Source organism: Rhodopseudomonas palustris, assembly GCF_003031265.1.
GTDB lineage: Bacteria > Pseudomonadota > Alphaproteobacteria > Rhizobiales > Xanthobacteraceae > Rhodopseudomonas > Rhodopseudomonas palustris_H.
The window spans coordinates 4807501-4832998 of sequence record NZ_CP019966.1 but is presented as its reverse complement, the minus strand read 5'-3'; the positions used below and the strand labels follow the sequence as shown (position 1 = coordinate 4832998).

Sequence of the window (25498 nt, the reverse complement as noted above, 5' to 3'; positions counted from 1 at the left end):
GGGTCGGCACTGAGCTGCGGAAGTTGCGATGGAGCCGAGGTCTCAGACCCAGCCGCTGCGCGCTCCCTCTCCCGCTTGCGGGAGAGGGTTGGGGTGAGGGCGCCGTAGGCAGTGAGCCAGCGTTGCGTGCTAAGCCCCTACGCAGCCGCGCCCGGCAGCGTGTAGGTCTTGAACTGATCGCGCAGCGCGGTTTTCAGGATCTTGCCGGTCGCCGTATGCGGGATGGCATCGACGAACACGATGTCGTCGGGCATCCACCATTTGGCGATCTTGCCGTCCATGTACTGCAGGATCTCGTCGCGGGTGCAGGTGACGTCGGGCTTGAGCTGGCAGATCAGCAGCGGGCGTTCGTCCCATTTCGGGTGATACACGCCGATGACCGCCGCTTCCGCCACCTTGGGATGGCCGACCGCGAGGTTTTCGAGGTCGATCGAGGAGATCCACTCGCCGCCGGACTTGATCACGTCCTTGGAGCGGTCGGTGATCCGCATGTAGCCGTCCTTGTCGATGGTCGCGACGTCGCCGGTGTCGAAGAAGCCGGCGTCGTCGAGGATCTCCTTGTCGACGCGGTAATACGCCTTGGCGATCGCCGGGCCCGACACTTTCAGCCGGCCGAAGGTCTTGCCGTCCCACGGCTGATCCTTGCCGGCGTCGTCGGTGATCTTCATCTCGACGCCGAACGGCGGGTAGCCCTGGGTCGCCAGCACGTCGAGCCGGGCGTCGCCGGTGGTCTGGTCGAACGGCGGTTTCAGTGTGGCGAGCGTGCCGAGCGGGCTCATCTCGGTCATGCCCCAGGCGTGGCGGGCCTCGGCGCCCATGTCGACGAACGCCTTGATCATCGAGCGCGGCATCGCCGAGCCGCCGCACACCACCATCTTCAGATGCGGCAGCGTCAGCTTTTCCTTCTGCATATATTGCAGCAGCATCAGCCACACGGTCGGCACGCCGGCGGTGTGGGTGACCTTCTCGGTCGACAGCAGCTCATAGACCGACGCGCCATCGAGCTTGGCGCCGGGCATCACCAGCTTGGTGCCCATCGACGGAGCCGAGAACGCGATGCCCCAGCTATTGGCGTGAAACAGCGGAACCACCGGCAGCATGGTGTCGGCGGCGCGGGTGCCGAGCGCGTCCGGGTTGTTGGCCATCAGCGCGTGCAGCACGTTGGAGCGGTGGGAATACAGCACTCCCTTCGGATCACCGGTGGTGCCGGAGGTGTAGCACATCGCCGCCGCGGTGTTCTCGTCGAAGGTCTTCCACTCGACGTCGCCGTCGGCTTCCTTCAGCCACTCTTCATACGCGATCGCGTTCTTCAGCGTGGTCTGCGGCATGTGCTCGGCGTCGGTGAGCACCACGAAGCGCTCCACGCTCGGAATCTGGTCGGCGATCTTCTCCAGCACCGGCACGAAGGTGAGATCGGTGATCATCACCCGGTCCTGGGCGTGGTTCACGATCCAGGCGATCTGGTCCGGAAAAAGCCGCGGATTGACCGTATGGCAAATCGCGCCGATTCCCATAATGCCGTACCAGCATTCCAGATGCCGGGCGGTGTTCCAGGCGATCGTCGCGACGCGGTCGCCGAGCTTGATGCCGGCGCGATCCAGCATCTGGCTGACTTTCAGTGCCCGCTGATGGATCTGCGCATAGGTGGTGCGGACGATCGGACCCTCGACCGAGCGGGTGACCACCTCCTGGTTGCCGTGGATCCGGGCCGCGTGCTCGATGATCCGATGACACAGCAAAGGCCAGTCTTGCATCAGTCCAAGCATCCGAATTTTCCTCCTGTTCGTTATCCCCTTGGGATTGGTGCTGACTTTAGCGCTTACCCGCTTTGCGGAAAACGGTCTTGTTTTCAGGCGCTCCGCGGCAAAGCGCCATTCTGGGTCCTGATGATCGCGCTGGTTGCAGGCGGCACCTCGGCCGCCGGCGCGCGAGAGCACGTGCCGCTGCCAAAGCCGCGTCCGGCCGAAGCGCCGCAGATCAATGCACGCGAGGCCGAGCCCGGCGAGGACGAGTCCGCGCCTGCGGAAGCCGCCGCGCCGGACAGCGCGCCCGCCGCCAAAGCCGACGCGGCGGCGGCTACGAAGCCGCCGTCCGAATGCCGCCTGGCGCTGACCGAGCAGATCGCGATCGCGCCGAGCATTCCGGATATCACCGGGCCGGGCGCCTGCGGCGGGCCGGATCTGGTGCGGCTCGAAGCGGTGGTGCTGCCGGACGGCCGCCGCGTGTCGGTGTCGCCGGCTGCGACCCTGCGCTGCGGGATGGCGCGGGCGATCGCCGATTGGGTGCGCGCCGACATCGCGCCGCTCGGCGCCTCGCTCGGCAGCCGGGTCGCCGATCTCGACAATTTCGATTCCTATGAATGCCGCGGCCGCAACCGGGTGCGCGGCGCCAAACTCAGCGAGCACGGCCGCGCCAACGCACTCGACGTCCGCGGCATCAAGCTGGCCGACGGGCGGATGATTTCGCTGACCGACCGCGATGCACCGCGCGCCACCCGCGAAACGGTGATGCAGTCGGTGTGCGCGCGTTTCACCACCGTGCTCGGCCCGGGCTCGGACGGCTATCACGAGGATCACATCCACCTCGATCTCGCCGAACGCCGCGGCGGCTACCGGATGTGCCAATGGGCGCTGTACGAGGGCCTGCCGAATATTGCGCCGGTGATGCCGCTGCCGCGTCCCGCCGAAGCGCCGCCGCGCGAAGTCGCCGCCGACGAGGAGCGCGCGCCACAGCAAACTGCTCCGTCACAGCCCGAGGCCGCCGAGCAGGTCCCGGCCGAGGAGGTTGAACGCGAACAGGCCGAGACCCCGCCGCCTCCGCCGCCGAAGCCGGCCAAGCGCGCCAAGGCCAAAGCTACCTCCGCGAAGCCGGCCGCGAGCAAGCCGATCGACCTCAAGCCGCAAGCGGCGCCGGCCACCAAGCCGGCGGCGCGCAGCAAGCCGGTGCCGACACGCCCACCGGCGTGATCTTTCCCTGCGCGAGGCTCATCTTTACCCGCAGCGAGGCTTATCTCGCCCGCGCGTGGGGCGAGGGAGCGCTCAGCGACTGCGGAGCTGCCGCGGATCACATGCGGCCCACAGTGGGGCCAAGCGTCCCCATCACCTCACCGCCAATAAAAAAGCGCCGGAAAACCGGCGCTTTTTCAAACTCTGGCGGGGTGAGCCGCGGCGCGATTACTGGGTCGCGGTGCCGCTGCCGCCCTGCAGGGCCATCTTCGAGTTCATCGGCGAGTCGCCCTGCTTCGGGTCGAGCACAACGACGATCGTGCCCATCTTCACCCGGTTGTACAGGTCGATGACGTCCTCGTTGGTCATGCGGATGCAGCCCGAGGAGATCGAGGCGCCGATGTATTCCGGCTGGTTGGTGCCGTGGATCCGGAACAGGGTGTCCTTGTTGCCCTGGTAGAGATACAGCGCGCGGGCGCCGAGCGGGTTGTCGATGCCGCCGGGCACCGAAGCCGGCAGGCCTTCGATCCGCTTGTGGATGTCGGCGGTCGGGGTCCACTTCGGCCACTCGGCCATGTTGCCGACCCGGGCGATGCCGGAGAACGCCAGCGCCTCTTCGCCCACGGTCACGCCGTAGCGGAGCGCCTTGCCGTTATCGAGCACGTAATACAGAAAGTGGTTGTCCGAATCGACAACGATGGTACCGGGGGCTTCCTTGCGATGATAATCGACGATCGCGCGGCGGAACGGTTCCGGCACCGACACCTTGGCGTAGCGCGCCTTGGCGAGCTGGGCCTTGTCATTGGGTTTCAGGTTGGCTTCCGGGGCGGCCTGATAGGTCGTCTGCATGCAACCCGACAGCAGCAGGCCGGCAAGCGCCAGCAGTCCCAGCTTCGTTCCGTTCAAGGCCATTATCAATTCCAATCACGATCAGGCGCGCCACCGCACGCCGGGAGACACCGCGAAACTCCACGATTCTTCTTGTTAGTATCTCGCAAACCCGCTGGTTTGCCAGCATTTCGGCGAGCCGTTCGTAACGTGGCCGCAGCGTTGTTGCATTTCTGCCGCATAGAATCCGGCCGCCGATTAATTTTCGAGCAACGGGTGCGCTGTTCGGCGGTGCATTGTCATGGCGCTGCCACGCCCTGGCCACAAAATGCGTCGGCTGTCCCGCCGCGCTGTGTCACACTTGCCGCCGGCGGCCGCGGTCCCCGGCCGCGCCCCCTCTGACCAATCCTGTCCCAGCCTGGAGTTGCCATGCTTGCTTTCTTCGCCCCCGCCGAAGCCACCCTGAAGCGCGCCACTGCGGAGGATCTCGCGGCGCTGCCTGAGGACACGGTGTGGGTGGACCTCGATCGGCCGACGGCCGACGAGGACAAGGCGGTGGAGCGGCTGGCGCGGATCGAGGTTCCGACCCGGGAAGACATGCAGGAGATCGAGATCTCCAGCCGTCTCTATATCGAGAACGGTGCCCGCTATATGACCGCCAGCTTGATGTGCGGCGCCGACACCACCTCGCCGCGGCTGTCGCCGGTGACGTTCATTCTGGCCGGCCGCCGGCTGGTGACGGTGCGCTATGACGAGCCGCGCCCGTTCGCTGTGGTCGAAAGCCGGCTGGCGCGGGCGCCCGGCTCGGGCAGCAGCGGCGAAAGCGTGCTGTTCGAACTGCTCGACGCGGTGATCGACCGCTGCGCCGACATCCTGGAGCGCGCCGGCGCCGACGTCGACGACGTCAGCCGCCAGATTTTCGAGCCGGAGGGGGCCGCCCGTACCGGCCACCCCAAGCGCTATTCCGACATCCTGATCGCGATCGGCCGCAAGGGCGACTTGGTCTCCAAGGTCCGCGAAAGCCTGGTCTCGATCGGCCGGGTGGTGGCGTTCCTCTCGGTCGAGGGCGACGGCGTCAAGCGCACCAAGGAACTGCGCACCCAGCTCAAGACCATGCAGCGCGACGTGCTGTCGCTGACCGACCACGCCAGCTACCTGTCGAACAAGATCACCTTCACGCTCGATGCGATGCTCGGCGTGGTCAATCTCGAGCAAAACAACATCATCAAGCTGTTCTCGGTGATGGCCGTCGTGCTGATGCCGCCGACCCTGATCGCATCGATCTACGGCATGAACTTCAAGATCATGCCCGAGCTCGAATGGCAGCACGGGTACACCATGGCACTCGGCATGATGCTGCTGGCCGCGGTGCTGCCGTACATGTTCTTCAAGTGGAAGAAGTGGTTGTGAGCCGGAGTGATCCGGCTGGAGCTAAAGTGGAGCCTGGGATTTCGCCCCCATATTTCTCGGCTCGTTATTCCGAGTGGCGCGCGACCGCTGTGGCGCGAGGCCGCGCATCACCGCGGTTTACGGCGTGATAATAAAACGAGCAGGATGGCGGCGCTAATCACCGCCGTAAAATTGTAGAGCATCGCACCGGCGAAAGCGTCAGCGTAATCAAGGGGACGCGCGACGATCCTGGAGTCCTTTGCCGCCACGATGGTGACGAAGAACATGCCGGCAATGGACACGCCAAAGGCGCCTCCGATCTGTTGCATCGTCGAGATGATGCCGGCAGCCATGCCGGCATGGCGCTCCGCGACAGTGCCGATCACCATGTTCAGGAGCGGCGTCATCGAGAGGCCCTGTCCGAAGCCGAACAGGATGAGCGGCGAAAGCAAGGCAAATACATCGCCGCGATCCGTGAGGCTGTTGCCGGTCACAATCAGCCAGCCGATGCCCGCGGCATAGGTCAGCGCTCCGCACACAAGGACGATGGGTCCGAACCGGGTGACCAGTGCCGGCGCCAGCAGCGAGGCAACCACGAAGCCGACGCTGGCCGGTGCGAACAGCAGGCCGCTTTCGAACGCAGTCAATCCGAATCCCGACTGGACCAGCAGCGCGAAGCTCAGGAATAGCGACGTGGCGGTCGAATAGATCAGGAAGACCACCAGCGAGCCGACAGAGAAGTTGGTATTGCGGAACAGGCGGATGTCGATCGTCGGATCACCGCCCTGCTTTCCGAGCCGATCCTGCCACAGCAGGAATGCTGCTATCAGCGCAAAGGCCGCAGCTGCGCTGGCAAAAGTCCAGAGCGGCCACCTGAGATTCGGCCCCTCGAGCAGCGGCAGCAGCACGAAAAGAAGCCCTGCTGTGGCGAGACAGATCCCAAGCCAATCCACGCCAGGCGCGTTCGCCGTGCGGGATTCCGGGATATGCTGCGCCAGCAGCGCGGCGGTGATCCCGATCGGTAAATTGACGAGAAAGATCATCCGCCAGCCCAACCCAAACAGGTCGGTGGCAACGATGAGTCCGCCGAGCACTTGGCCGGAGATCGCCGCCAAGCCAAGAGTCATACCGAGCAGGCCGAAGGCCCGGCTGCGCCCCTGCTCGTCATACATCACACGCAACAAAGTGTAGATTTGTGGGAACAGCATCGCGCCTGCTGCGCCCTGCAAGAACCGCGCGAATATCAGGCTCTCGATATCGGGCGCGATGCCGCACAGGAGCGAGGTTGCAGCAAAACCGATCATGCCGGCCGAGAACAGCCGGCGCCGGCCGTAACGATCGCCCAGCCGGCCGCCCGCGATCAGCAGAACGCCGAAGGCCAGCTCGTAGCCGGCGATGACAAAACCGATCTCGGCAAAATCGGCCCCGAGACTGCGCTGCATCGACGGAATTGCCACGTTGACGACGAACAGGTCGAAGACGGTCAGGAATCCGCCGAGCAACAGGATTGCGAGTGCCAGGCCCGAGGGGCTTGTGCGGGGCGGGCAGGGTCCGGCGGAAGAGCGCGTCGAAACATCGGTAGTCATGGCAACTCCAGAAGCGATGAAAGTTGCCTCGCACGCAATTTTATCTGTTACTATGGATTAAGTTATACTGTTACTGAGAGCGATATGATCGATAGCCGTCTTGATCGGACACGCGTCGAATTGGCGGATTTCTTGCGCCGGCGACGAGAGAGCCTGTCGCCGCTCGATGTCGGCTTGCCGTCGGGCAAACGGCGCCGCACGCCGGGACTGCGCCGCGAGGAAGTGGCCGCGCTGGCTGGCGTTGGCATCACCTGGTACACGTGGCTTGAACAAGGCCGTACCATCAAGGTGTCGGCGACTTTTCTGGACAACGTCGCGCGTGTTCTGAAACTTGACGAGGTCGAGCGCAGGCATTTGTTTCTGCTTGCCCATCAGCGCCCGCCACCGATGGCCGGTCACGCATGGTGCGAGCTGTCTCCGTTGGTCCGCCGCCTGCTTGACGATCTGACGCTCCGGCCCGCTTTCATCCTCAACCTGCGCTGGGATGTGATCGGTTGGAACGTCGCGGCACAACAACTGTTCGGCTTCGCCGATCGCGATCCATCGGAGCGCAATATGCTCTGGATGTTGTTCGGCGACGACCGCCTGAGCGGTCGCATGCTCGACTGGACGGCGCAGGCGCCACAGGTGCTGGCGAGCTTCAGGCGCGACTTCGCTCAAGCGCCCGAGGATGTCGCCATGCTGAGTCTGGTGGAGAGCCTCGAGGCCGTATCGCCTGCGTTCACGATGTTATGGCGACGACACGACGTTCATGGCAAATGCGAGGGCCGAAGGAGCTTTCTGCTCGACGGGATCGGGCCGGTCACCTTCGATCATTCGTCCTTCATCGTGGACGCGGAGAAGCATCTCCGGCTGGTGTACTACGCCGCTGTCGCCGATCATCCCCTGAGTGTTGCATTCGAGGAGATCGTGGCGACTGCTCCTTGAGCTCGTTGGTCCCGCCAGCGACCCGACTGCCAAAGCGGTGCCGTGCTAACCGCAATCTCTTGGCCAATCCCCTTCGGCGCGGCGCGCATCAGTCCACGACCACTTCGATCTGCAATGATCGCCATCGTTCAAGTGATGGGTCGCCGGGGCAAGCCCGGCGACGACGAGGGAGCAAAAGGCTGGGACGATCGGAGCAAGAGGCGGACGCGCCGACTTGTTACTCCGCGTCCTACTCCGCCCCTTGGCCGAGCTGCTTGTGCCGTCGCCCGAAGTCCGGAGCCGCTTCGTCCTGGCCGATCTCGACGATGCCGCGGCGGATGGCGCGGGTGCGGGTGAAGTGTTCGAACAGCGCGTCGCCGTCGCCGCGACGGATAGCGCGGGTCAGCTTCGACAGATCTTCCTGGAATTCGCCGAGCATCTCCAGCACCGCGTCCTTGTTGGTCAGGAACACGTCGCGCCACATCGTCGGGTCGGACGCGGCGATGCGGGTGAAATCGCGGAAACCGCCGGCGGAGAACTTCAGCACTTCCGACTGCGTCACGCCTTCGAGTTCTTCGGCGGTCGACACGATCGTATAGGCGATCAGATGCGGCAGATGGCTGGTCACCGCGAGCACCAGGTCGTGGTGGTCGGGCGTCATGATCTCGACATTGGCGCCGAGCGCGCGCCAGAACGCGGCGAGCTTTTCGGTCGCTTCGGCGTTGGTGCCTTCGGGCGGCGTCAGAATGCACCAGCGATTGATGAACAGCTCGGCGAAGCCGGAATCCGGGCCGGAGTTCTCGGTGCCGGCGACCGGATGCGCCGGCACGAAGTGAATGTCCTCCGGCAAATACGGCGCCATCGCCTTCACGACCGCGCCCTTGACCGAGCCGACGTCGGAGACGATCGCGCCGTGCTTCAGATGCGGCGCGATCTCCTGGGCGACATCGCCGCAGGCGCCGACCGGGATGCACAGGATGACGAGATCGGCACCGTCAGCGGCTTCGGCGTTGGTCTCGACCACGCGGTCGACGATGCCGAGTTCGCGCACCCGCGCCCGGGTCGATTCCGAACGCGCGGTGGTGACGATTTCGCCGGCAAGACCCAGCGACTTCGCGCCGCGCGCGATCGATCCACCAATCAGGCCGAAGCCGATCAGCGCGACTTTGCGAAACATCGGCGCAGAGTTCATGGCTGGCCCATGAACTCGCGCAAGCTTTCCAGCACCAGCGCGTTGGCTTCGTCGGTGCCGATGGTCATGCGCAGCGCATGCGGCAGGCCGTAATTGTTGAGCGCGCGCAGCACCAGGCCACGCTTGGTCAGGAACGCGTCGGCTTCCGCCGCGGTCTTGCCTTTGGTGGTCGGGAAGTGGATCAGCACGAAGTTGCACACGCTCGGCGTCACCGTCAGCCCGAGCTTCGGCAGCTCTTCGGCGAGGGTGTTGCGCCACTTGTCGGTGTGGGCGCGCGAGCGCTCGACATGGCCGGTGTCCTGGATCGCCGCCACCGCAGCGAGCTGCGCCGGCACCGAAACGTTGAACGGCCCGCGGATGCGGTTGACCGCATCGACGATGTTGGCGGGGCCGAACATCCAGCCGACGCGCAGCGCGGCGAGGCCGTGCACCTTGGAGAAGGTGTGGGTCAGCACGGTGTTCTCGGTGGTCGAGACCAGCTCGATGCCGAGCTCGTAGTCGTTCTTCATCACGTAGTCGGCATAGGCGGCGTCGAGCACCAGCACGACGTGGCTGGGCAGGCCGGCGCGCAGCCGCTTGACCTCGTCGAACGGGATGTAGGTGCCGGTCGGGTTGTTCGGGTTGGCGAGCCACACCAGCTTGGTGTTCGGCGTCACCGCCGCCAGGATCGCGTCGACGTCGGTGGTCAGGTTCTTCTCGGGCGCGACCACGTTCTTGGCGCCGTTCGCCAGCGTGGCGATCGGATACACCAGGAAGCCGTGCTGGCTGGAGATCGCCTCGTCACCGGGCGCCAGATAAGTGTGCGCCAGCAAATTGAGGATTTCGTCCGAGCCGGCGCCGCAGATGATGCGGTCGGGATCGAGGCCGTAGGCCTTGCCGATCGCATCGCGCAGAATTCGCGAGGTGCCTTCCGGATAGTCCTCGAGATGATCCGCCGCGCTCTTATAGGCCGCGATCGCGTGCGGCGACGGGCCGAACGGGGTCTCGTTGGCCGAGAGCTTGAACACCTTGCGGCCGGGCTCGGCCACCGGGCTCTTGCCAGGGGTGTAGGGCGCAATATCGAGGATGCCGGGATTCGGCACGGGACGTGACATCGTCAACTCCGGAAAAATCGTCGGGCGGCTGAGAGCCGGTAATTACGCGGACTTGCCGCTCGGGGGCACCGTATAGCGCCTTGCGTGGCTGCCGACGAGGGCCGACGAACGGAGGGAGGCCCCCGCTGCGATCAGGGCTGCCTTGATCTGATCGAGGCCGCCGGGCGCCGGGATCGACACCAGCAGGGCAGCGCCGTCAAAAGCGGTATCCGGCACCGCCACGACGTCGGCCAGCGGCGACAGCGCCCGGGCGGTATCGGCGCTCCAGCCCGACACCCGGATGCTCCAGGTCTCGACCTCGGTGACCATGGCGCTGTCGGCGACCCGGGACACCACGAAGACCGGCAGCGCGGCGGGGTGGTCTGCGCGCTCGATGAACGGTAGCCGGGCGATGATCTTCGGCGCGCCGTCGGCTTCCAGCGCCAGCCACCACGGATTGTTGCCCGAGGTCGCCGACACCAGCGCCAGGTCGCCCTTGGATTTCGCCACCGCCTCGACCGCCGCCGAAGCCGAGAAGTGCGCGACGTACGGCACCGTGAAGCCGAAATGGAAGCGGGCGGAGTCCCGCATCGCCGACTCGCCGAGCGACTGGTCGGCGTGCACCGAGAACGGCGCCTGCACATAGGTAAAAGTCGCGATGATCACCCGCCAGATGCTCTCGACGGTGTCGAGCGGCAGGATGCCGTGGTGCCGCTGCACCAGGCGCCGCATCATGTCGGCCTCGCGCGCCGGGCGGAACGCCGAGCCAACCTCCTGAGTCTGCTTCACCGCGATCAGCCGGTCGATGATCTCGCCGCGCTGCATCAGCAGCTGGTGCACCTGCTCGTCGATGCTGTCGATCTCCTGGCGCAGGTCGGCGAGCGACGGCGGCGAGGGCGGCTTGGTCATTGCTTCAGAACCTCGGACAGAAACGGGGATCGGCAGTCGCGGCGGTGCCGCGGTGCGTCCTTCTGCTTAAGAAACGGGGGCAGCGAAGGCAAAGGAAACATTGATCCTTTCCGGGCCAGGCTGCGCGGCCGTCGTGTTGACGGCTTTCGGCTTTGCAATTATCGTCCGGACCAGAACTCGTGGTCATTTGAGCCGGCCGGCTTGCAGCCACGTTAAACAACTCGCTAAACAGGCCGGGGACAGTTCCGATCCCGGCCGAACCAATGTTCAGGCCGGGTTTTTTATTCGCCCTGCCGTTCTTATCTGAGGTCGAACCGGGGCGTCCCCGGGATGTCGAGGCCGTTGGCAGGCGTATGATGAATATCCATTCGGTGAAGGGGCAGAAGATCGCCGCCGGCGAGCGGACCCAGGAGGTCGATCACCCGCATTCGCTCATCGCGCAGTTCGGGGCCGACCAGCCGCTGCCGCTGGACTGCGGCATCGAGCTCAGCCCGTTCCAGATCGCCTACCAGACCTACGGCACGCTGAACGCCGACAAGAGCAACGCCATCCTGGTCTGCCACGCGCTGACGATGGACCAGCACATCGCCAACGTGCATCCGATTACCGGCAAGCCCGGCGGCTGGCTGACCCTGGTCGGCCCCGGCAAGCCGATCGATACCGACCGCTATTTCGTGATCTGCTCGAACGTGATCGGCGGCTGCATGGGCTCGACCGGCCCCGCTTCCACCAACCCCGCCACCGGCAAGGCCTGGGGCCTCGATTTCCCGGTCATCACCATTCCCGACATGGTCCGCGCCCAGGCGATGCTGATCGACCGGCTCGGCATCGACAAATTGTTCTGCGTCGTCGGTGGCTCGATGGGCGGCATGCAGGTGTTGCAATGGTCGGTGGCGTTCCCCGAGCGAGTGTTCTCGGCGCTGGCGATCGCCTGCGCGACCCGGCACTCGGCGCAGAACATTGCCTTCCATGAGCTCGGCCGCCAGGCGGTGATGGCCGATCCGGAGTGGCAGCACGGCCGCTACTTCGAGCACGGATGCTTCCCGCATCGCGGACTCGCGGTGGCGCGGATGGCCGCGCACATCACCTACCTGTCGGACGCAGCGCTGCATCGCAAGTTCGGCCGCAAGATGCAGGATCGTGATCTGCCGACGTTTTCGTTCGATGCCGATTTTCAGGTCGAGAGTTACTTGCGCTATCAAGGCTCTTCGTTCGTCGAGCGGTTCGACGCCAACTCGTATCTGTATCTGACCCGTGCGATGGATTACTTCGATATCGCGGCCGACCATGACGGCGTGCTGGCTGCCGCGTTCCGCGGTACGCAGACGCGGTTCTGCGTCGTGTCGTTCACCTCGGACTGGCTGTTTCCGACCTCGGAATCGCGCGCCATCGTGCATGCTCTGAACGCCGGCGGCGCGCGGGTTTCGTTCGCCGAGATCGTCACCGACAAGGGGCACGACGCGTTCCTGCTCGACGAGCCGGAGTTCATCGATATCGCGCGCGCTTTCCTGCAATCGGCCGGCACTGCGCGCGGCCTCGGCAAGGCGGAGCACTGATCATGTCGGTGCAGGAAGGTTTGCCGCTGGAAGATCACGCGCGTCCGCAACTGCGCGTGCATCGCGCCGACCATCTGCTGGTCGCCGATATGGTCGAGACCGGCTCGAAGGTGCTCGACGTCGGCTGCGGCGAAGGCGATCTGATGCAGCTCCTCGAATCCCGCGGCGTCGATTGCCGCGGCATCGAGCTGTCGCGCGAGGGCGTCAATCGCTGCGTCGCGCGCGGACTTGCGGTGGTGCAGGGCGACGCCGACACCGACCTCGATCACTACGTCGACGATGCGTTCGACTACGTGATCCTGTCGCAGACGCTGCAGGCGACGCGGCAGCCGAAAGAGGTGCTGGAGAATCTACTTCGGATCGGCCGCCGCGCGATCGTGTCGTTTCCGAACTTCGGCTACATCAACATGCGGCTGCAGCTGCTGATCCACGGTCAGATGCCGCGCACCGAGAACCTGCCGGCGACTTGGTACGATACGCCGAACATTCACTTCTGTACGATCAAGGACTTCATCGGACTGTGCGACGAGATCGGCGTCAAGATGGAGCGCGCGGTGGCGCTCGACCGTTACGGTCGGCCGCTGCGGCTGAACGCGCCATGGTGGTTCTGGAATATGTTCGGTGAGCAGGGGGTGTTTTTGCTCAGCCGCGCGCAGAAAAAACCGCCGCTGCAGGCCGCCGACTACGTGGCACCTTAGTCGTACTTAATAAGTCGTTAATACGTGCGGTGATCAGTTTACCGCACGCGATACGTGTAAAAATGTTGCGTATCATGAAATTTCCTCGAAATTTCCCCTAAAATCTGACTCTCGCTTTCTCAAAGCCATCCTCTCGCCATCCCTAATCGATTAACGCGTCGACCCCGATGTCGGCCCGTGCGGGTCGGCGCGTCTCGAGGAGTTCCGGAGAGAGAGTCTGTATGGTTGTGTTTTCTGCGTTTGGATTGTTCCGCTTCGTCGCTGCCGCCCTGTCGTTCGTGGCGCTCGCGGCGATCGCTGCTCCCGCATCGGCCAAGCCGCTGCATCGTCACCACGCTCACGCGTCCAGCTATTCGCATCACTCCGCGTCTCGTCACGCGCACCATCATCGTCGCTCGCACGCGTGGCGCCGTCACGGCCGCATCGCGCAGCAGCAGGCGGAGGTCGCGCCGTCGGCTTTCGGTTTCCCCGCTAACGATCCGGCCATGGATGTATCGGCCGCGATGGCGCAGCCGCAGCTGCAGCCCGCGACGCAGAAGCGCACCAGTCGTCGTCAGCGCCTCGCCGCCCAGCAGCAGGACTTCCAAACGCAGTCGTGGAATGGCGGCGGTACGGGCTCGAGCCTGGTGGAAGCTGCGCGCAGCTACATCGGCAGCGGCAATCCGACCGGCCGACGCGCGCTGTGGTGTGCGCGGTTCATGAACATGGTGCTTGAGCGCACCGGCCATCAGGGCACCGGTTCGGACATGGCGAGCTCGTTCGCGCGCTACGGCCAGCGCATCTCCGGTCCGCAGGTCGGTGCGATCGCGGTGATGTCGCGCGGCAAACGCGGCGGCCATGTCGGCGTCGTCAGCGGCATCGATGCGAACGGCAACCCGATCGTGGTGTCCGGTAACCACAGCCGCCGCGTCGCCGAGTCGGTGTATTCGAAGAGCCGCATCTACGCCTACGTGATGCCGTCGAGCTGAGGCGAGGAGCTTCCCCCGCACGCGATCGTCATGCGCGGGTTCGACCCGCGCATCCATCGCGCGCGGAGCGCGCCTCTTCGAAGAAGATGGATCGCCGGGTCGAGCCCGGCGATGACGTCAGGGGTGTTGAGTACGATCTCGCAAGCAAGCTACGCGAACAGCACCGCCTGCTCGACCTGCACCGCATCGCCCTGCGCGAGGTCGCCGGCTTCGATCACTTCGGCATAGACCCCGCAATCGGCGTGGCCGAGGTTCTGCTGCAGGGTCTCGGGGATCGCCATGTCGCGGGCGGCGGTCTGCGGGTCGACATTGGTGGCGGCGCAGCGGACGATGCGTTTGACGACCTTGAGCTTGGCATTGCCGATCAGCAGCGTCTGGTCCATCAGGTCGAATTCGTGCCAGGCCGGCCAGCCCTGGACATAGAGGTTGCCGCGGAATCGCAGCGGATCGACCGGGCGGCCGATCATGGCTTCCAGTGCCGCGACGCTGGCCAGGTTGATGATCGACACCACCTTGCGGGCGACGTCCGAGAAGCTGTGGCCTTGGCCGGCCAGCAGCTTCGGCGGTCCGCGCAGCTCGTTGGCGCAATAGCCGGCGAAGAACCCTTCGATCGCGGCCCGGCCGGGTTCGGTCCGAAGATCGCCGCGGGCCACTTCGGCGCCGTCGCGGGAGAGGCTGAGCTCGCCGGTCGCGGCGTCATAGCGGCTGCGCAGGGCGGCGAGCCGCTCGTTGCGCATCAGCATCAGAAACCTGATCTTGGGGAAGTAGCGGGGATTGGCCGGGTCGAACCCGATCGGCCCGTTTTCGATCGCGAACGCCCGGTCGCCGGGTAAGGTTTGGCCGACATCCAGGGCGACGGTGGGTAACGGCTCGGGCGACAAGCCCTTGACCGGATAGCGATAGATCGAGGCGACTGAGGCGAGTGCAAGGTCTGTCATGGCGGGTCTTTAAGGGATCGCGCCGGCTTCGGCAGCCCACGAAAATGTGAGCCGAGGCCTTCCGTTTGCCGGAACAGATGCCCACATTTGCGTCAAGCCGATGCGGTCCGCACGGTGACGACCGCCCCCGGCTGAGGAATGTCAGCGCGGCCGGCGGAACCCCAATGAAGATGCCGTCGGGCGTGCTTTTCGAAGGCGCCGAGGGCAGGCTGAGGGACCGAACCAATGAACGTAGAGAAATATACCGAACGTGTGCGCGGCTTCATCCAGTCGGCGCAATCGCTGGCGATGCGAGAGGGCCATCAGCAGTTCTCGCCGCTGCACATTCTGAAAGTGCTGCTCGACGATTCCGAAGGGTTGGCGGGCGGTCTGATCGACCGTGCCGGTGGCAATTCGCGTGCGATCCTGAAGGCGACCGAAGAGGCGCTCGGCAAGATGCCGAAGGTGTCCGGCTCGGGCGCCGGCCAGGTCTATCTGGCCCCGGCGACCGCCCGGGCGTTCGACGCTGCCGAGAAGGCCGCCGAGAAGGCGGGCGACAGCTTCGTCACCGTCGAGCGGCTGCTGCTTGCGCTGTCGCTGGATAAGGACAGCGAGGCCGGCCAGCTGCTCACCAAGGGCGGCGTCACCCCGCAGAACCTCAACGCTGCCATCAACGCTCTGCGCAAGGGCCGGACCGCGGATTCGGCGACGGCTGAAAACGCCTATGACGCGCTGAAGAAATACGCCCGCGACCTGACCCAGGCGGCGCGCGACGGCAAGCTCGACCCGGTGATCGGCCGTGACGAGGAGATCCGCCGCACCATCCAGGTTCTGTCCCGGCGTACCAAGAACAACCCCGTGCTGATCGGCGAACCCGGCGTCGGTAAGACCGCGATCGTCGAGGGCCTGGCGCTGCGCATCCTCAATGGCGACGTGCCGGAGAGCCTGAAGGATAAGAAGCTGCTTGCGCTCGACATGGGCGCGCTGATCGCCGGCGCGAAATATCGCGGTGAGTTCGAGGAGCGGCTGAAGGCCGTGCTCACCGAGGTCACCGCGGCCGAGGGCGGCATCATCCTGTTCATCGACGAGATGCACACCCTGGTCGGCGCCGGCAAGGCGGACGGCGCGATGGACGCGTCGAACCTCTTGAAGCCCGCGCTTGCCCGCGGCGAGCTGCACTGCATCGGCGCCACCACGCTCGACGAGTATCGTAAGCATGTCGAGAAGGACGCCGCTTTGGCGCGGCGCTTCCAGCCGGTGTTCGTCACTGAGCCGACGGTCGAGGACACCATCTCGATCCTGCGCGGCCTGAAGGACAAGTACGAGCAGCACCACGGCGTGCGTATCGCCGACTCGGCGATCGTGGCGTCGGCCACGCTGTCGAACCGCTACATCACTGACCGCTTCCTGCCCGACAAGGCGATCGACCTGATGGACGAGGCCGCGGCGCGGCTGAAGATGCAGGTCGACTCCAAGCCCGAAGAGCTCGACTCGATGGACCGCGAAATCGTGCGGCTCAAGATCGAGCAGGAGGCGCTGAAGAAGGAAAGCGATCCGGGCTCCAAGGCGCGCCTGGTGACGCTTGAGAAGGAGCTTGCCGATCTCGAAGAGAAGTCGGCGGCGCTGACCCAGCGCTGGAGTGCCGAGAAGAACAAGCTGTCGGATGCCCAAAAGCTGAAGAGCGAACTCGACGCTCTGCGGATCGAACTCGCCAACGCGCAGCGCCGCGGCGAGTATCAGCGCGCAGGCGAGCTCGCCTATGGCCGGATTCCGGAGCTCGAGAAGAAGATCGCCGAGATCGAAGCCAACGAGAACGCCGGCGCGATGGTGGAGGAGGCGGTCACCGCCAACCACATCGCCCAGGTGGTGTCGCGTTGGACCGGCGTGCCGGTCGACAAGATGCTCGAAGGCGAGAAGGAAAAGCTGCTGCGGATGGAAGAGCAGCTCGGCCAGCGCGTGGTCGGGCAGTTCGAAGCCGTGCATGCGGTCTCGACCGCGGTCCGCCGCGCGCGCGCCGGCCTGCAGGACCCGAACCGGCCGATGGGCTCGTTCATGTTCTTAGGTCCGACCGGCGTCGGCAAGACCGAGCTGACCAAAGCGCTCGCCGAGTATCTGTTCGACGACGAGACCGCGATGGTCCGCATCGACATGTCGGAGTTCATGGAGAAGCACTCCGTGGCCCGGCTGATCGGCGCACCTCCCGGCTATGTCGGCTATGACGAAGGCGGTGTGCTGACCGAAGCGGTGCGGCGCCGGCCGTATCAGGTGATCCTGTTCGACGAGATCGAAAAGGCGCATCCGGACGTGTTCAACGTGCTGCTGCAGGTGCTCGATGACGGCCGCCTGACCGATGGTCAGGGTCGCACCGTGGACTTCCGCAACACGCTGATCGTGATGACCTCGAACCTCGGCTCGGAGTATCTGGTCGCTCAAGCGGAGGGTGAGGACACCGGCGCGGTGCGCGAGCAGGTGATGGGAATGGTGCGGGCGCACTTCCGCCCCGAATTCCTGAACCGCGTCGACGAGATCATCCTGTTCCACCGCTTGCAGAAGAGCGAGATGGGCCGGATCGTCGACATCCAGTTCGCGCGGCTCACCAAGCTGCTCGAGGACCGCAAGATCCTGCTCGATCTCGACGCTGCGGCCCGCGACTGGCTGGCCGAGAAGGGCTGGGATCCGGCTTACGGCGCCCGTCCGCTGAAGCGGGTGATCCAGCGCAGCGTCCAGGACCCGCTCGCCGAGATGATCCTGGAAGGCACCGTCAAGGACGGCGACCACGTCGCGATCTCGGCCGAAGGCGGCGTGCTGACCTTCAACGGCAAGCCGCCGCACAGCGCGGACATCGAGCCGTTCACGGGACGCCCGCCGAAGCGGATGCTGAACTGACGCGCGTCGTCATTGCGGGCGTAGCGAAGCAATCCAGAGGCTCCGTGGACCGAGCCTGGATTGCTTCGTCGCTTCGCTCCTCGCAATGACAGGATGAGAAGTTGACGACGTGCTCCGCAGTGATCGCTGCGGAGCACGTAGCGTTTCGGCCTACTTCTTCTCGATCTTGTAGATCGCATTCTCGATGTCGGACGACACGTAGATCGTGCCGCCGGCGCCGACACCGACGCCGGTCGGCATGTTGGTCGGTGGCAGGCCGGGCGCGCCGACGAGGCCGATCGGCAGATTGCCGGCGATCTCGGTGACGCTGCCGCTGGACGGATCGACTTCGACGACGCGCTTGGCGCCGACTTCGGCGACGATCAGTTTGCCGGATGGCGCCAGCGCGATGCCTTCCGGCATCTTCAAGTCCTTGGCGACGACGGTCTTGGCGCCGGTCGCCGGATCGATCTTGCTGATCTGGCCGGCGAACGCTTCGCTGACATACACTGCATTGTCCTTGCCGAGCACCAGGCCGACAGGACCTGCCAGATCGGTGGCGATCGCCTTGCGGTCCTTGCCGTGCTCGCCGGAGACTTCGACCAGCGACTTGGTGCCGAGTTCGGCGACCAGCAGCTTGCCGTCGCCGAGCCGGATCGCATCGTACGGCGCCTTGAAGCCGTGCAGCATGTCGCGGCTCTGGCCGGTCTTGCGGTCGATCGTCTGCACCGTGCCGGTGAACCAGCTCGACAGGATCACCTCGTCGCCCTTGGCGGTGGCGCTCATCGGATATTCGAGCGTGGTGCCGTCGGCGTGCATCCGCGCCACTTCGCGCACGTCGCCGCTGGCGCCATCGACGGTGCGATAGGCGAAGACGTCGGCGACATAGATGGTGTCCTTGCCGCCGTCGGACACGACGCCGATGCCGCCGGGAAATGCCAGCTTGCCGATGATCACCTGCTTGGCCGCGCCGGTTGCCGGATCGACTTCCTGGATGCCGTTGTCGGCCATGTTGGAGACGTAGATGCGGTCATTGGCATCGATCGCGAGATTGTCGAGCGACGGCTTGAGCTGCGCCACCATCTGCTTGGCGCCGGTCTTCGGATCGATTTTGACGAGCTGACCCTGCGCCGTGTCGAGCGCCCACAGATTGCCCTTGGAGTCGAAATTCGCGGCTGCCGGCACCTTGAAGCCGTCGGCGACGACGCTGAGCTCGCCCTTGTCGACGTCGACCTTGACGATCTGTCCCTTGAACCACAACGGACCGTATAGCTTGTCGTCGGGGCCGAACTCAAAGCCGTTCAGACCGCCCATCTTCTCCATGATCTTGCGTGGCGGCTTGGCGCCCTCGACGTCGATCTCGTACAGCGCGTCGCCGAGAAACACCTGGGTCGCATACAGCCGCCCGTCCTTGCGGAAGGCCAGCGAGTTGATGCCCGGCAGGCCGGAGGCGAGCTTCTTGATCGGACCGTCGCCCTTGCGTGCATAGAGATCGCCGGTGAGGAAGCCGGTCCACGCCATCGTGCCGTCCGGCGCGATCGCGATATCATCCGCCATGCCTTCCGGCGTCGGCACCGCAATCTTGGCCGTGCCGGCGGCGCGATCGACCTCATACAGCGCCGCGCCGGCGACGCTGCCGGCGAACAGTTTGCCGGCCTTGTCGACGGCAAGGCCGTGCACGCCGTGAAACGCCGAGCCCGGGACCAGCTTGGTCACCTGATAGCTGTCGGCGTGTGCGGCGGACAGCATCAGCAGGCCGATCGTCAACGCGCTCGCGCCGCGCGCAAGTTTGCCCTTCATTGCATTCCCTCCGAGATCTTCTCGTTGTTATGGAGAGAGTATTCGGCGGGGCTCGGAGGTTGGCAAATGGAATCGAAGCCGCGCTGCAGCAGATTCCTCGCCGCGGAATGCTGCGCGGCGGTAGGGCAGGCTATGAACTAAGCGAAGATCAACGCCGCGCTTGCGCGGTGGAGGAGGTGCGAACCGGAGCCGAGGCGGTGAGATCTTCCGCCAGTCGTCCGCCGCCGCGGCCGGTCATCATCGCGTCGAGCCGGTCGCGTTCCTTCTCGAAGCCGGCGAGCATCGGGCCTTCCAGCGACCGGCCGCGCGGCAGGCGCACGCGCATCGGATCGACGAAGCGGCCGTTGACGATGATTTCGTAGTGGACGTGCGCGCCGGTCGACAGGCCGGTCGAGCCGACGAAGCCGATCACCTGGCCCTGGCGAACGCGCTTGCCGGGCTCCATGCCCTTGGCGAACGCCGACATATGGCCGTAGGCGGTCTCGTAGCCGTTGGCGTGCTTGATGCGGATGTACTTGCCGTAACCGCCTTCCCAGCCGGACTTTTCGACCACGCCGTTGCCCGAGGCGAAGATCGGCGTGCCGTAGGGCGTCGACCAGTCGACGCCGGTGTGCATCTTGACGTAGCCGAGGATTGGATGGCGGCGGGCGCCGAAGCCGGAGCGCATGATCGCCTGATTGACCGGCTTGCGGACCAGGAACTTCTTCGCGCTCTTGCCGGTCTCGTCGTAGAAATCGACTGCGGCGTCGTCGGGAGTTTGGAAGCGGTAGTATTTCTTGGTTTCGCCGCCAACGGTGAGGGAGGCGAACAGCACGTCGTTCTTTTCGACCGTGGAAGTGGTTTCGTCGTCGCCGGCGTAGAACACTTCGAACGAGTCGCCGGCCTGGACTTTGCGCTGGAAATCGACGTCGTAGGAGTAGATCCGGATCATGTCGTCGATCACCGACTGCGGCACCTTGTTGCGGAGCGCGGTCTCGTAGATCGACTGATACAGCCGGACGCCGGTGCCGTCGTCCTCATCCTCATCGCTGTTGTCGGCGGTGTCGCTGACGGTGTTGAGGCTCTGAACGTCGACGGCGACGTAGCGGCCGAGATCGGAGAGCGCTGCGACCGCTTCGACCGCGGAGTCGTTGGCGACGATCACGCGGAACGGTTGGGGCGCTTTGCCGGGGCCTGACGATTCCATCAGGATGCGTAGTTTCTGGCCTTCCTTCAGGCCGCCGTCGCGGCCGCGCGCGCCGAGCGCAGCGGCGACCGCACGGGCATCTTCTTCGGCGGCACCTTGATCGCGCAGCACCGAGACGACGCTGTCGCCCTTCTTGACGATGTGAGTTCGTTCGCCGGTCGGATTGCCGCCGGTGACCTGCTCCTTGGTCTTCGGCAGCAGCGTCACGTTTTCCGGGATGATCCGGGTTTCGAAGCCGGCGTAAGGATCGGCGGACGGACCTTCTGGGGCATAAGCGAGCTTGACGTCGCCGCCGAAATCGCCGGCGGCGCTGGCGTAGCGAACGCCGCTGTTGCCCTTCCAGTTCGCGGCGTCGCGCACGCGCATCAGGATTTCATCGGGTGCGATCTGGCCGGCAATCTTGGCTCGCGGCAGCACGGTGCCGAGATCGCGGGTGACGAAGGAGACTTCGGCGTCGGGTTCGACCGCGTCGGGATTCTGCGCATCTTCGGCGCTCTGCGCCGGGGCGCCGACGTCGCTCAGCATGCGCTGGGCATTGAAGGCGGGAATCTTGGCGGACAGATCGCTGGTGGTCAGCGACAGGTTGCCGGAAATCTTGACGAACGGACGGACCCGGACGACGTCGCGCTGGCCGACCCGCGAAACCGTGGAGACTCGGATCACGCTGCGCGCCAAAGCGGCTTCGCTCGGCGGCGGCAGGCGGTCGCTCTTATGCAGGGCGGCGGTCTTGTCGGCTCCGAACGCGCCGCGGAGGGCGGCCTGAACCAGTTCGGGAGCTTTGGCGAAGGTGGTCTCGCCGTCGAGCGAGGCGAAGACCGCGCCGCCAATCAGCGCGGCACCACAGAGACCGGTGAGGATCGTGCCGCTGAACCACTGCACCGATACGCGTCGGCGATCGATGACTGCGGCCTCGGAGCCGTCGACGGAAAGCGGCGGCTCGTGACCAAGGTCGATATAGCCGACCTCGCGCCCGGTGCTGCGCCCGCGTGACACCCTTTGGCTCAATCCGTCGTCCCCCGATTTCGCAATCGGCCGCGCTCGCGGCCGGTCGGCTAGTCTGAACGATCAGGCCATCGGCCGATCAAACGTCTCCGTTCCGCGCCCGCGGACCGGAGCCTTCTACCTGATTGCCGCCGGCTTGTCCGCCTCTGACGGCGTACGCCAACAGTCACAGGTCTGACACTTGTCACGGGCAGCCAAAGTGCTGGCGCCGGCGATTTGCGTCAATCGAAAGCGGCAATCGCCGCACTCTGCTGCTCCAAGACGGCTGTCTTCACCCGAAGGAGCCGCGCCGAGGCCCAAAGACCCCGTCCGCCGACCCGGAGAGCCGAACAGTTTTTTTCGATCTGCCTGGGGAGAACGCCTCCGGAATGTGGCCTGAGTGCGGCGTTGGGGACGAGAAAGCCTTGGGAAAACTACAGAAATTGAATCATCCCAACCTGCACGACATTTTTCTGACGAGGCCGTTGACAGCTCCAAGGGGGCGGGCCTATAAGACGGCCACTGAGCGCGGCGCCGCTGAGCCCTCCGGGCCCCAGCGAGCTTCCGTGCCTCTGGAACATCCATCGAATTCGATGAGTGCAACAGCAGCCGATAGTTGTCGGTTGCCATTCGCCGTCGGTCTGGATTTCCAAACTCCTATTAAGTGTAGGAGTTGAAGTCTCGAAGGTCTCTGTGACCTCAGGCTTTGTTGAGATCTTCGGATCTCGGGCTGTTTGACAAGTGAAGAAGAAGAAAGAGAAACGTGGACGGCGAAGTCCTTGCGGGTCTCGGTTTTAGGAAGCTTCGGCTTTCTGGGATTGGGGCCGGACGAAAGACTTCGGCGGTACACGTTTTCAAGGAAACACCATGTTCGCGAGCGCTGTGAAGCGCTGCGACGAACCGGCGATCTTCGGATTGCTGGTGATGGTGGGACCTCGTCAAACGTTGTGATCAGCCGGTTCAAAGTTCAAGTCCAACTTGAGAGTTTGATCCTGGCTCAGAGCGAACGCTGGCGGCAGGCTTAACACATGCAAGTCGAACGGGCGTAGCAATACGTCAGTGGCAGACGGGTGAGTAACGCGTGGGAACGTACCTTTTGGTTCGGAACAACACAGGGAAACTTGTGCTAATACCGGATAAGCCCTTACGGGGAAAGATTTATCGCCGAAAGATCGGCCCGCGTCTGATTAGCTAGTTGGTGAGGTAATGGCTCACCAAGGCGACGATCAGTAGCTGGTCTGAGAGGATGATCAGCCACATTGGGACTGAGACACGGCCCAAACTCCTACGGGAGGCAGCAGTGGGGAATATTGGACAATGGGCGAAAGCCTGATCCAGCCATGCCGCGTGAGTGATGAAGGCCCTAGGGTTGTAAAGCTCTTTTGTGCGGGAAGATAATGACGGTACCGCAAGAATAAGCCCCGGCTAACTTCGTGCCAGCAGCCGCGGTAATACGAAGGGGGCTAGCGTTGCTCGGAATCACTGGGCGTAAAGGGTGCGTAGGCGGGTTTCTAAGTCAGAGGTGAAAGCCTGGAGCTCAACTCCAGAACTGCCTTTGATACTGGAAGTCTTGAGTATGGCAGAGGTGAGTGGAACTGCGAGTGTAGAGGTGAAATTCGTAGATATTCGCAAGAACACCAGTGGCGAAGGCGGCTCACTGGGCCATTACTGACGCTGAGGCACGAAAGCGTGGGGAGCAAACAGGATTAGATACCCTGGTAGTCCACGCCGTAAACGATGAATGCCAGCCGTTAGTGGGTTTACTCACTAGTGGCGCAGCTAACGCTTTAAGCATTCCGCCTGGGGAGTACGGTCGCAAGATTAAAACTCAAAGGAATTGACGGGGGCCCGCACAAGCGGTGGAGCATGTGGTTTAATTCGACGCAACGCGCAGAACCTTACCAGCCCTTGACATGTCCAGGACCGGTCGCAGAGACGTGACCTTCTCTTCGGAGCCTGGAGCACAGGTGCTGCATGGCTGTCGTCAGCTCGTGTCGTGAGATGTTGGGTTAAGTCCCGCAACGAGCGCAACCCCCGTCCTTAGTTGCTACCATTTAGTTGAGCACTCTAAGGAGACTGCCGGTGATAAGCCGCGAGGAAGGTGGGGATGACGTCAAGTCCTCATGGCCCTTACGGGCTGGGCTACACACGTGCTACAATGGCGGTGACAATGGGAAGCTAAGGGGTGACCCTTCGCAAATCTCAAAAAGCCGTCTCAGTTCGGATTGGGCTCTGCAACTCGAGCCCATGAAGTTGGAATCGCTAGTAATCGTGGATCAGCATGCCACGGTGAATACGTTCCCGGGCCTTGTACACACCGCCCGTCACACCATGGGAGTTGGCTTTACCTGAAGACGGTGCGCTAACCAGCAATGGGGGCAGCCGGCCACGGTAGGGTCAGCGACTGGGGTGAAGTCGTAACAAGGTAGCCGTAGGGGAACCTGCGGCTGGATCACCTCCTTTCTAAGGATGGGTCTTCAACAGCTTGCTGTTATCGACCTGTTTTAGAAACATCAGAGGCTCTAAGTCATACGAGCCTCATTGGCGGGATTTCGCCGTCTTCGTTTCTCTTTCTTCGCGGACGAACACGCGCCTGGGGTGCGCGCAAGTCGATCGGCCTGGCGTCTGCCGGCTGGTGGTTTGCTTGCGGCCTCTCGTGCTGAGGGCTTGTAGCTCAGTTGGTTAGAGCGCGCGCTTGATAAGCGTGAGGTCGGAAGTTCAAGTCTTCCCAGGCCCACCATTTTGTCGAGCGCTGCATTCGTCTTCTGGTTACGGGGCCATAGCTCAGCTGGGAGAGCGCGTGCTTTGCAAGCATGAGGTCGTCGGTTCGATCCCGTCTGGCTCCACCAGATGGACTATCATCGAACGAACATCATCGTAACCTCGGCTTCGCCTCGTTGCTGTCATCCGGACAGCGACGATGGCTCATCGTCCGCAACTTGTATTCGCCGGCTTTGCGCAATGCGCAGCCTGGCGGGTTTTCTGACATCGTGAAGAGGAGATCGATCCGGGTTCGGGTCTTGTAGAGCAATCTACTTGGCGCCGTTCGCGTATCTCCAGATCGTTTTCGGCGCATGCCGGTCGCAAGACCTGCGTGTTGTAAAACGGTCTTTGTTGGCGAGCTTGACCGCACGCCATCGGTTCGATCTTACGAAGCAATAACTGGTCTTTTCATTCAATGTCCGTTTGCGACGATGGCCCTTCGGGGTGTGTCGCAAGTACATTCTGCCGAGTGTGTGGACATTGATAATGAGAGCAATCAAGTGCCTTAAGGGTGTTCGACGGATGCCTTGGCGCTGAGAGGCGATGAAGGACGTGCTACGCTGCGATAAGCCATGGGGAGCTGCGAAGAAGCTTTGATCCGTGGATTTCCGAATGGGGAAACCCACCTTCGATAGCCGGAACTCCAAGGCCTTGCGTTTCGAAAGAGGCGTGAGGGTTTGGATTTCCGGTTATCAAGAGAAGGTATGAGATCTCTGAATACATAGGAGGTTTCAAGCGAACCCAGGGAACTGAAACATCTAAGTACCTGGAGGAAAGGACATCAACCGAGACTCCGCTAGTAGTGGCGAGCGAACGCGGACCAGGCCAGTCATCATTGGAAGACAATTGGAATCTGTCAGGAAAGCAGAGCCTTAGAGGGTGATAGCCCCGTACAAGTAATGCGACCATTGATGCTCGAGTAAGGCGGGACACGTG

Annotated in this window: 16 protein-coding genes, 2 tRNA genes, 2 rRNA genes and 1 riboswitch (1 of these 21 cut by a window edge); of the genes, 11 read left to right on the top strand and 9 right to left on the bottom strand. The window is 64.0% G+C overall.

Going from position 1 to position 25498, the window contains the following annotated elements:
* Positions 1-137: 137 nt before the first annotated feature.
* Positions 138-1766: a fatty-acid--CoA ligase gene (locus RPPS3_RS22405; RefSeq protein WP_107346015.1), complete on the bottom strand. Its 1629-nt coding sequence runs from the start codon at positions 1764-1766 to the stop codon at positions 138-140.
* Between the two features lie 120 nt (positions 1767-1886).
* Between RPPS3_RS22405 and RPPS3_RS22400 the strand changes: the two genes are divergently transcribed.
* Complete coding sequence (locus RPPS3_RS22400; RefSeq protein ID WP_107346014.1) at positions 1887-2966, top strand: extensin family protein; 1080 nt, start codon at positions 1887-1889, stop codon at positions 2964-2966.
* Between the two features lie 207 nt (positions 2967-3173).
* Here the strand turns inward: RPPS3_RS22400 and RPPS3_RS22395 are convergent, their stop codons facing one another.
* The gene (locus RPPS3_RS22395; protein WP_107346013.1) at positions 3174-3857 is read right to left on the bottom strand and encodes a L,D-transpeptidase; all 684 of its coding nucleotides are present in this window, start codon (positions 3855-3857) and stop codon (positions 3174-3176) included.
* A 345-nt stretch (positions 3858-4202) separates the two neighbouring features.
* On the opposite strand from RPPS3_RS22395, the gene RPPS3_RS22390 reads away from it, so the two are divergent.
* On the top strand, positions 4203-5183 hold the full coding sequence (locus RPPS3_RS22390; protein WP_107346012.1) for a magnesium transporter CorA family protein: 981 nt from the start codon (positions 4203-4205) through the stop codon (positions 5181-5183).
* A gap of 107 nt (positions 5184-5290) precedes the next feature.
* Here the strand turns inward: RPPS3_RS22390 and RPPS3_RS22385 are convergent, their stop codons facing one another.
* The gene (locus RPPS3_RS22385; RefSeq protein WP_107346011.1) at positions 5291-6748 is read right to left on the bottom strand and encodes an MFS transporter; all 1458 of its coding nucleotides are present in this window, start codon (positions 6746-6748) and stop codon (positions 5291-5293) included.
* An 84-nt stretch (positions 6749-6832) separates the two neighbouring features.
* Between RPPS3_RS22385 and RPPS3_RS22380 the strand changes: the two genes are divergently transcribed.
* Entirely contained in the window at positions 6833-7675 is an 843-nt protein-coding gene (locus RPPS3_RS22380; RefSeq protein ID WP_107346010.1) for a helix-turn-helix transcriptional regulator, read from the top strand.
* Positions 7676-7904: 229 nt separating this feature from the next.
* Here RPPS3_RS22380 and RPPS3_RS22375 read toward each other — a convergent pair whose 3' ends face one another.
* Genes RPPS3_RS22375 through RPPS3_RS22365 form a run of 3 tightly spaced genes read right to left on the bottom strand, consistent with a single transcriptional unit; the run spans position 7905 to position 10828 of the window.
* Positions 7905-8846, bottom strand: coding sequence for a prephenate/arogenate dehydrogenase family protein (locus RPPS3_RS22375; RefSeq protein ID WP_107346009.1), 942 nt, complete (start codon positions 8844-8846; stop codon positions 7905-7907).
* Entirely contained in the window at positions 8843-9940 is a 1098-nt protein-coding gene (hisC, locus tag RPPS3_RS22370; RefSeq protein ID WP_107346008.1) for a histidinol-phosphate transaminase, read from the bottom strand. The genes RPPS3_RS22375 and hisC overlap by 4 nt, the downstream gene beginning before the upstream one ends.
* 42 nt (positions 9941-9982) lie before the next feature.
* Positions 9983-10828, bottom strand: a complete 846-nt coding sequence (locus RPPS3_RS22365; RefSeq protein ID WP_107346007.1) for a chorismate mutase — start codon at positions 10826-10828, stop codon at positions 9983-9985.
* A 169-nt stretch (positions 10829-10997) separates the two neighbouring features.
* Positions 10998-11077, top strand: a riboswitch (SAM riboswitch).
* 104 nt (positions 11078-11181) lie between these two features.
* Between RPPS3_RS22365 and metX the strand changes: the two genes are divergently transcribed.
* From metX to RPPS3_RS22350, 3 genes are all read left to right on the top strand, one after another.
* Positions 11182-12384: a homoserine O-acetyltransferase MetX gene (metX, locus tag RPPS3_RS22360; protein WP_199852168.1), complete on the top strand. Its 1203-nt coding sequence runs from the start codon at positions 11182-11184 to the stop codon at positions 12382-12384.
* Positions 12385-12386: 2 nt separating this feature from the next.
* Positions 12387-13082: a methionine biosynthesis protein MetW gene (gene metW / locus RPPS3_RS22355; RefSeq protein WP_107346005.1), complete on the top strand. Its 696-nt coding sequence runs from the start codon at positions 12387-12389 to the stop codon at positions 13080-13082.
* 221 nt (positions 13083-13303) lie between these two features.
* A complete protein-coding gene (locus RPPS3_RS22350; protein WP_107346004.1) occupies positions 13304-14050 on the top strand; it encodes a TIGR02594 family protein in 747 nt (248 codons plus the stop codon).
* A 149-nt stretch (positions 14051-14199) separates the two neighbouring features.
* On the opposite strand, the gene RPPS3_RS22345 is transcribed toward RPPS3_RS22350, so the two are convergent.
* Positions 14200-14988, bottom strand: coding sequence for an MOSC domain-containing protein (locus tag RPPS3_RS22345; RefSeq protein ID WP_107346003.1), 789 nt, complete (start codon positions 14986-14988; stop codon positions 14200-14202).
* Positions 14989-15213: 225 nt separating this feature from the next.
* Here RPPS3_RS22345 and clpB point away from each other — a divergent pair, with 225 nt between their 5' ends.
* Positions 15214-17853, top strand: a complete 2640-nt coding sequence (clpB, locus tag RPPS3_RS22340) for an ATP-dependent chaperone ClpB (RefSeq protein ID WP_107346002.1) — start codon at positions 15214-15216, stop codon at positions 17851-17853.
* 150 nt (positions 17854-18003) lie between these two features.
* Here the strand turns inward: clpB and RPPS3_RS22335 are convergent, their stop codons facing one another.
* A complete protein-coding gene (locus RPPS3_RS22335) occupies positions 18004-19632 on the bottom strand; it encodes an SMP-30/gluconolactonase/LRE family protein (protein WP_107346001.1) in 1629 nt (542 codons plus the stop codon).
* A gap of 148 nt (positions 19633-19780) precedes the next feature.
* Positions 19781-21823, bottom strand: a complete 2043-nt coding sequence (locus tag RPPS3_RS22330) for a M23 family metallopeptidase (protein ID WP_205502747.1) — start codon at positions 21821-21823, stop codon at positions 19781-19783.
* A 950-nt stretch (positions 21824-22773) separates the two neighbouring features.
* On the opposite strand from RPPS3_RS22330, the gene RPPS3_RS22325 reads away from it, so the two are divergent.
* The 4 genes from RPPS3_RS22325 to RPPS3_RS22305 form a co-directional block, all read left to right on the top strand.
* Positions 22774-24262: ribosomal RNA gene (locus RPPS3_RS22325) — 16S ribosomal RNA — on the top strand.
* A gap of 200 nt (positions 24263-24462) precedes the next feature.
* Positions 24463-24539, top strand: a tRNA-Ile gene (locus RPPS3_RS22320).
* A gap of 33 nt (positions 24540-24572) precedes the next feature.
* A tRNA-Ala gene (locus RPPS3_RS22315) sits at positions 24573-24648 on the top strand.
* A gap of 408 nt (positions 24649-25056) precedes the next feature.
* Positions 25057-25498 (top strand): 23S ribosomal RNA (locus RPPS3_RS22305); it runs 2375 nt beyond the window's last position.
* The 16S and 23S rRNA genes sit together here with 2 tRNA genes alongside, the layout of an rRNA operon.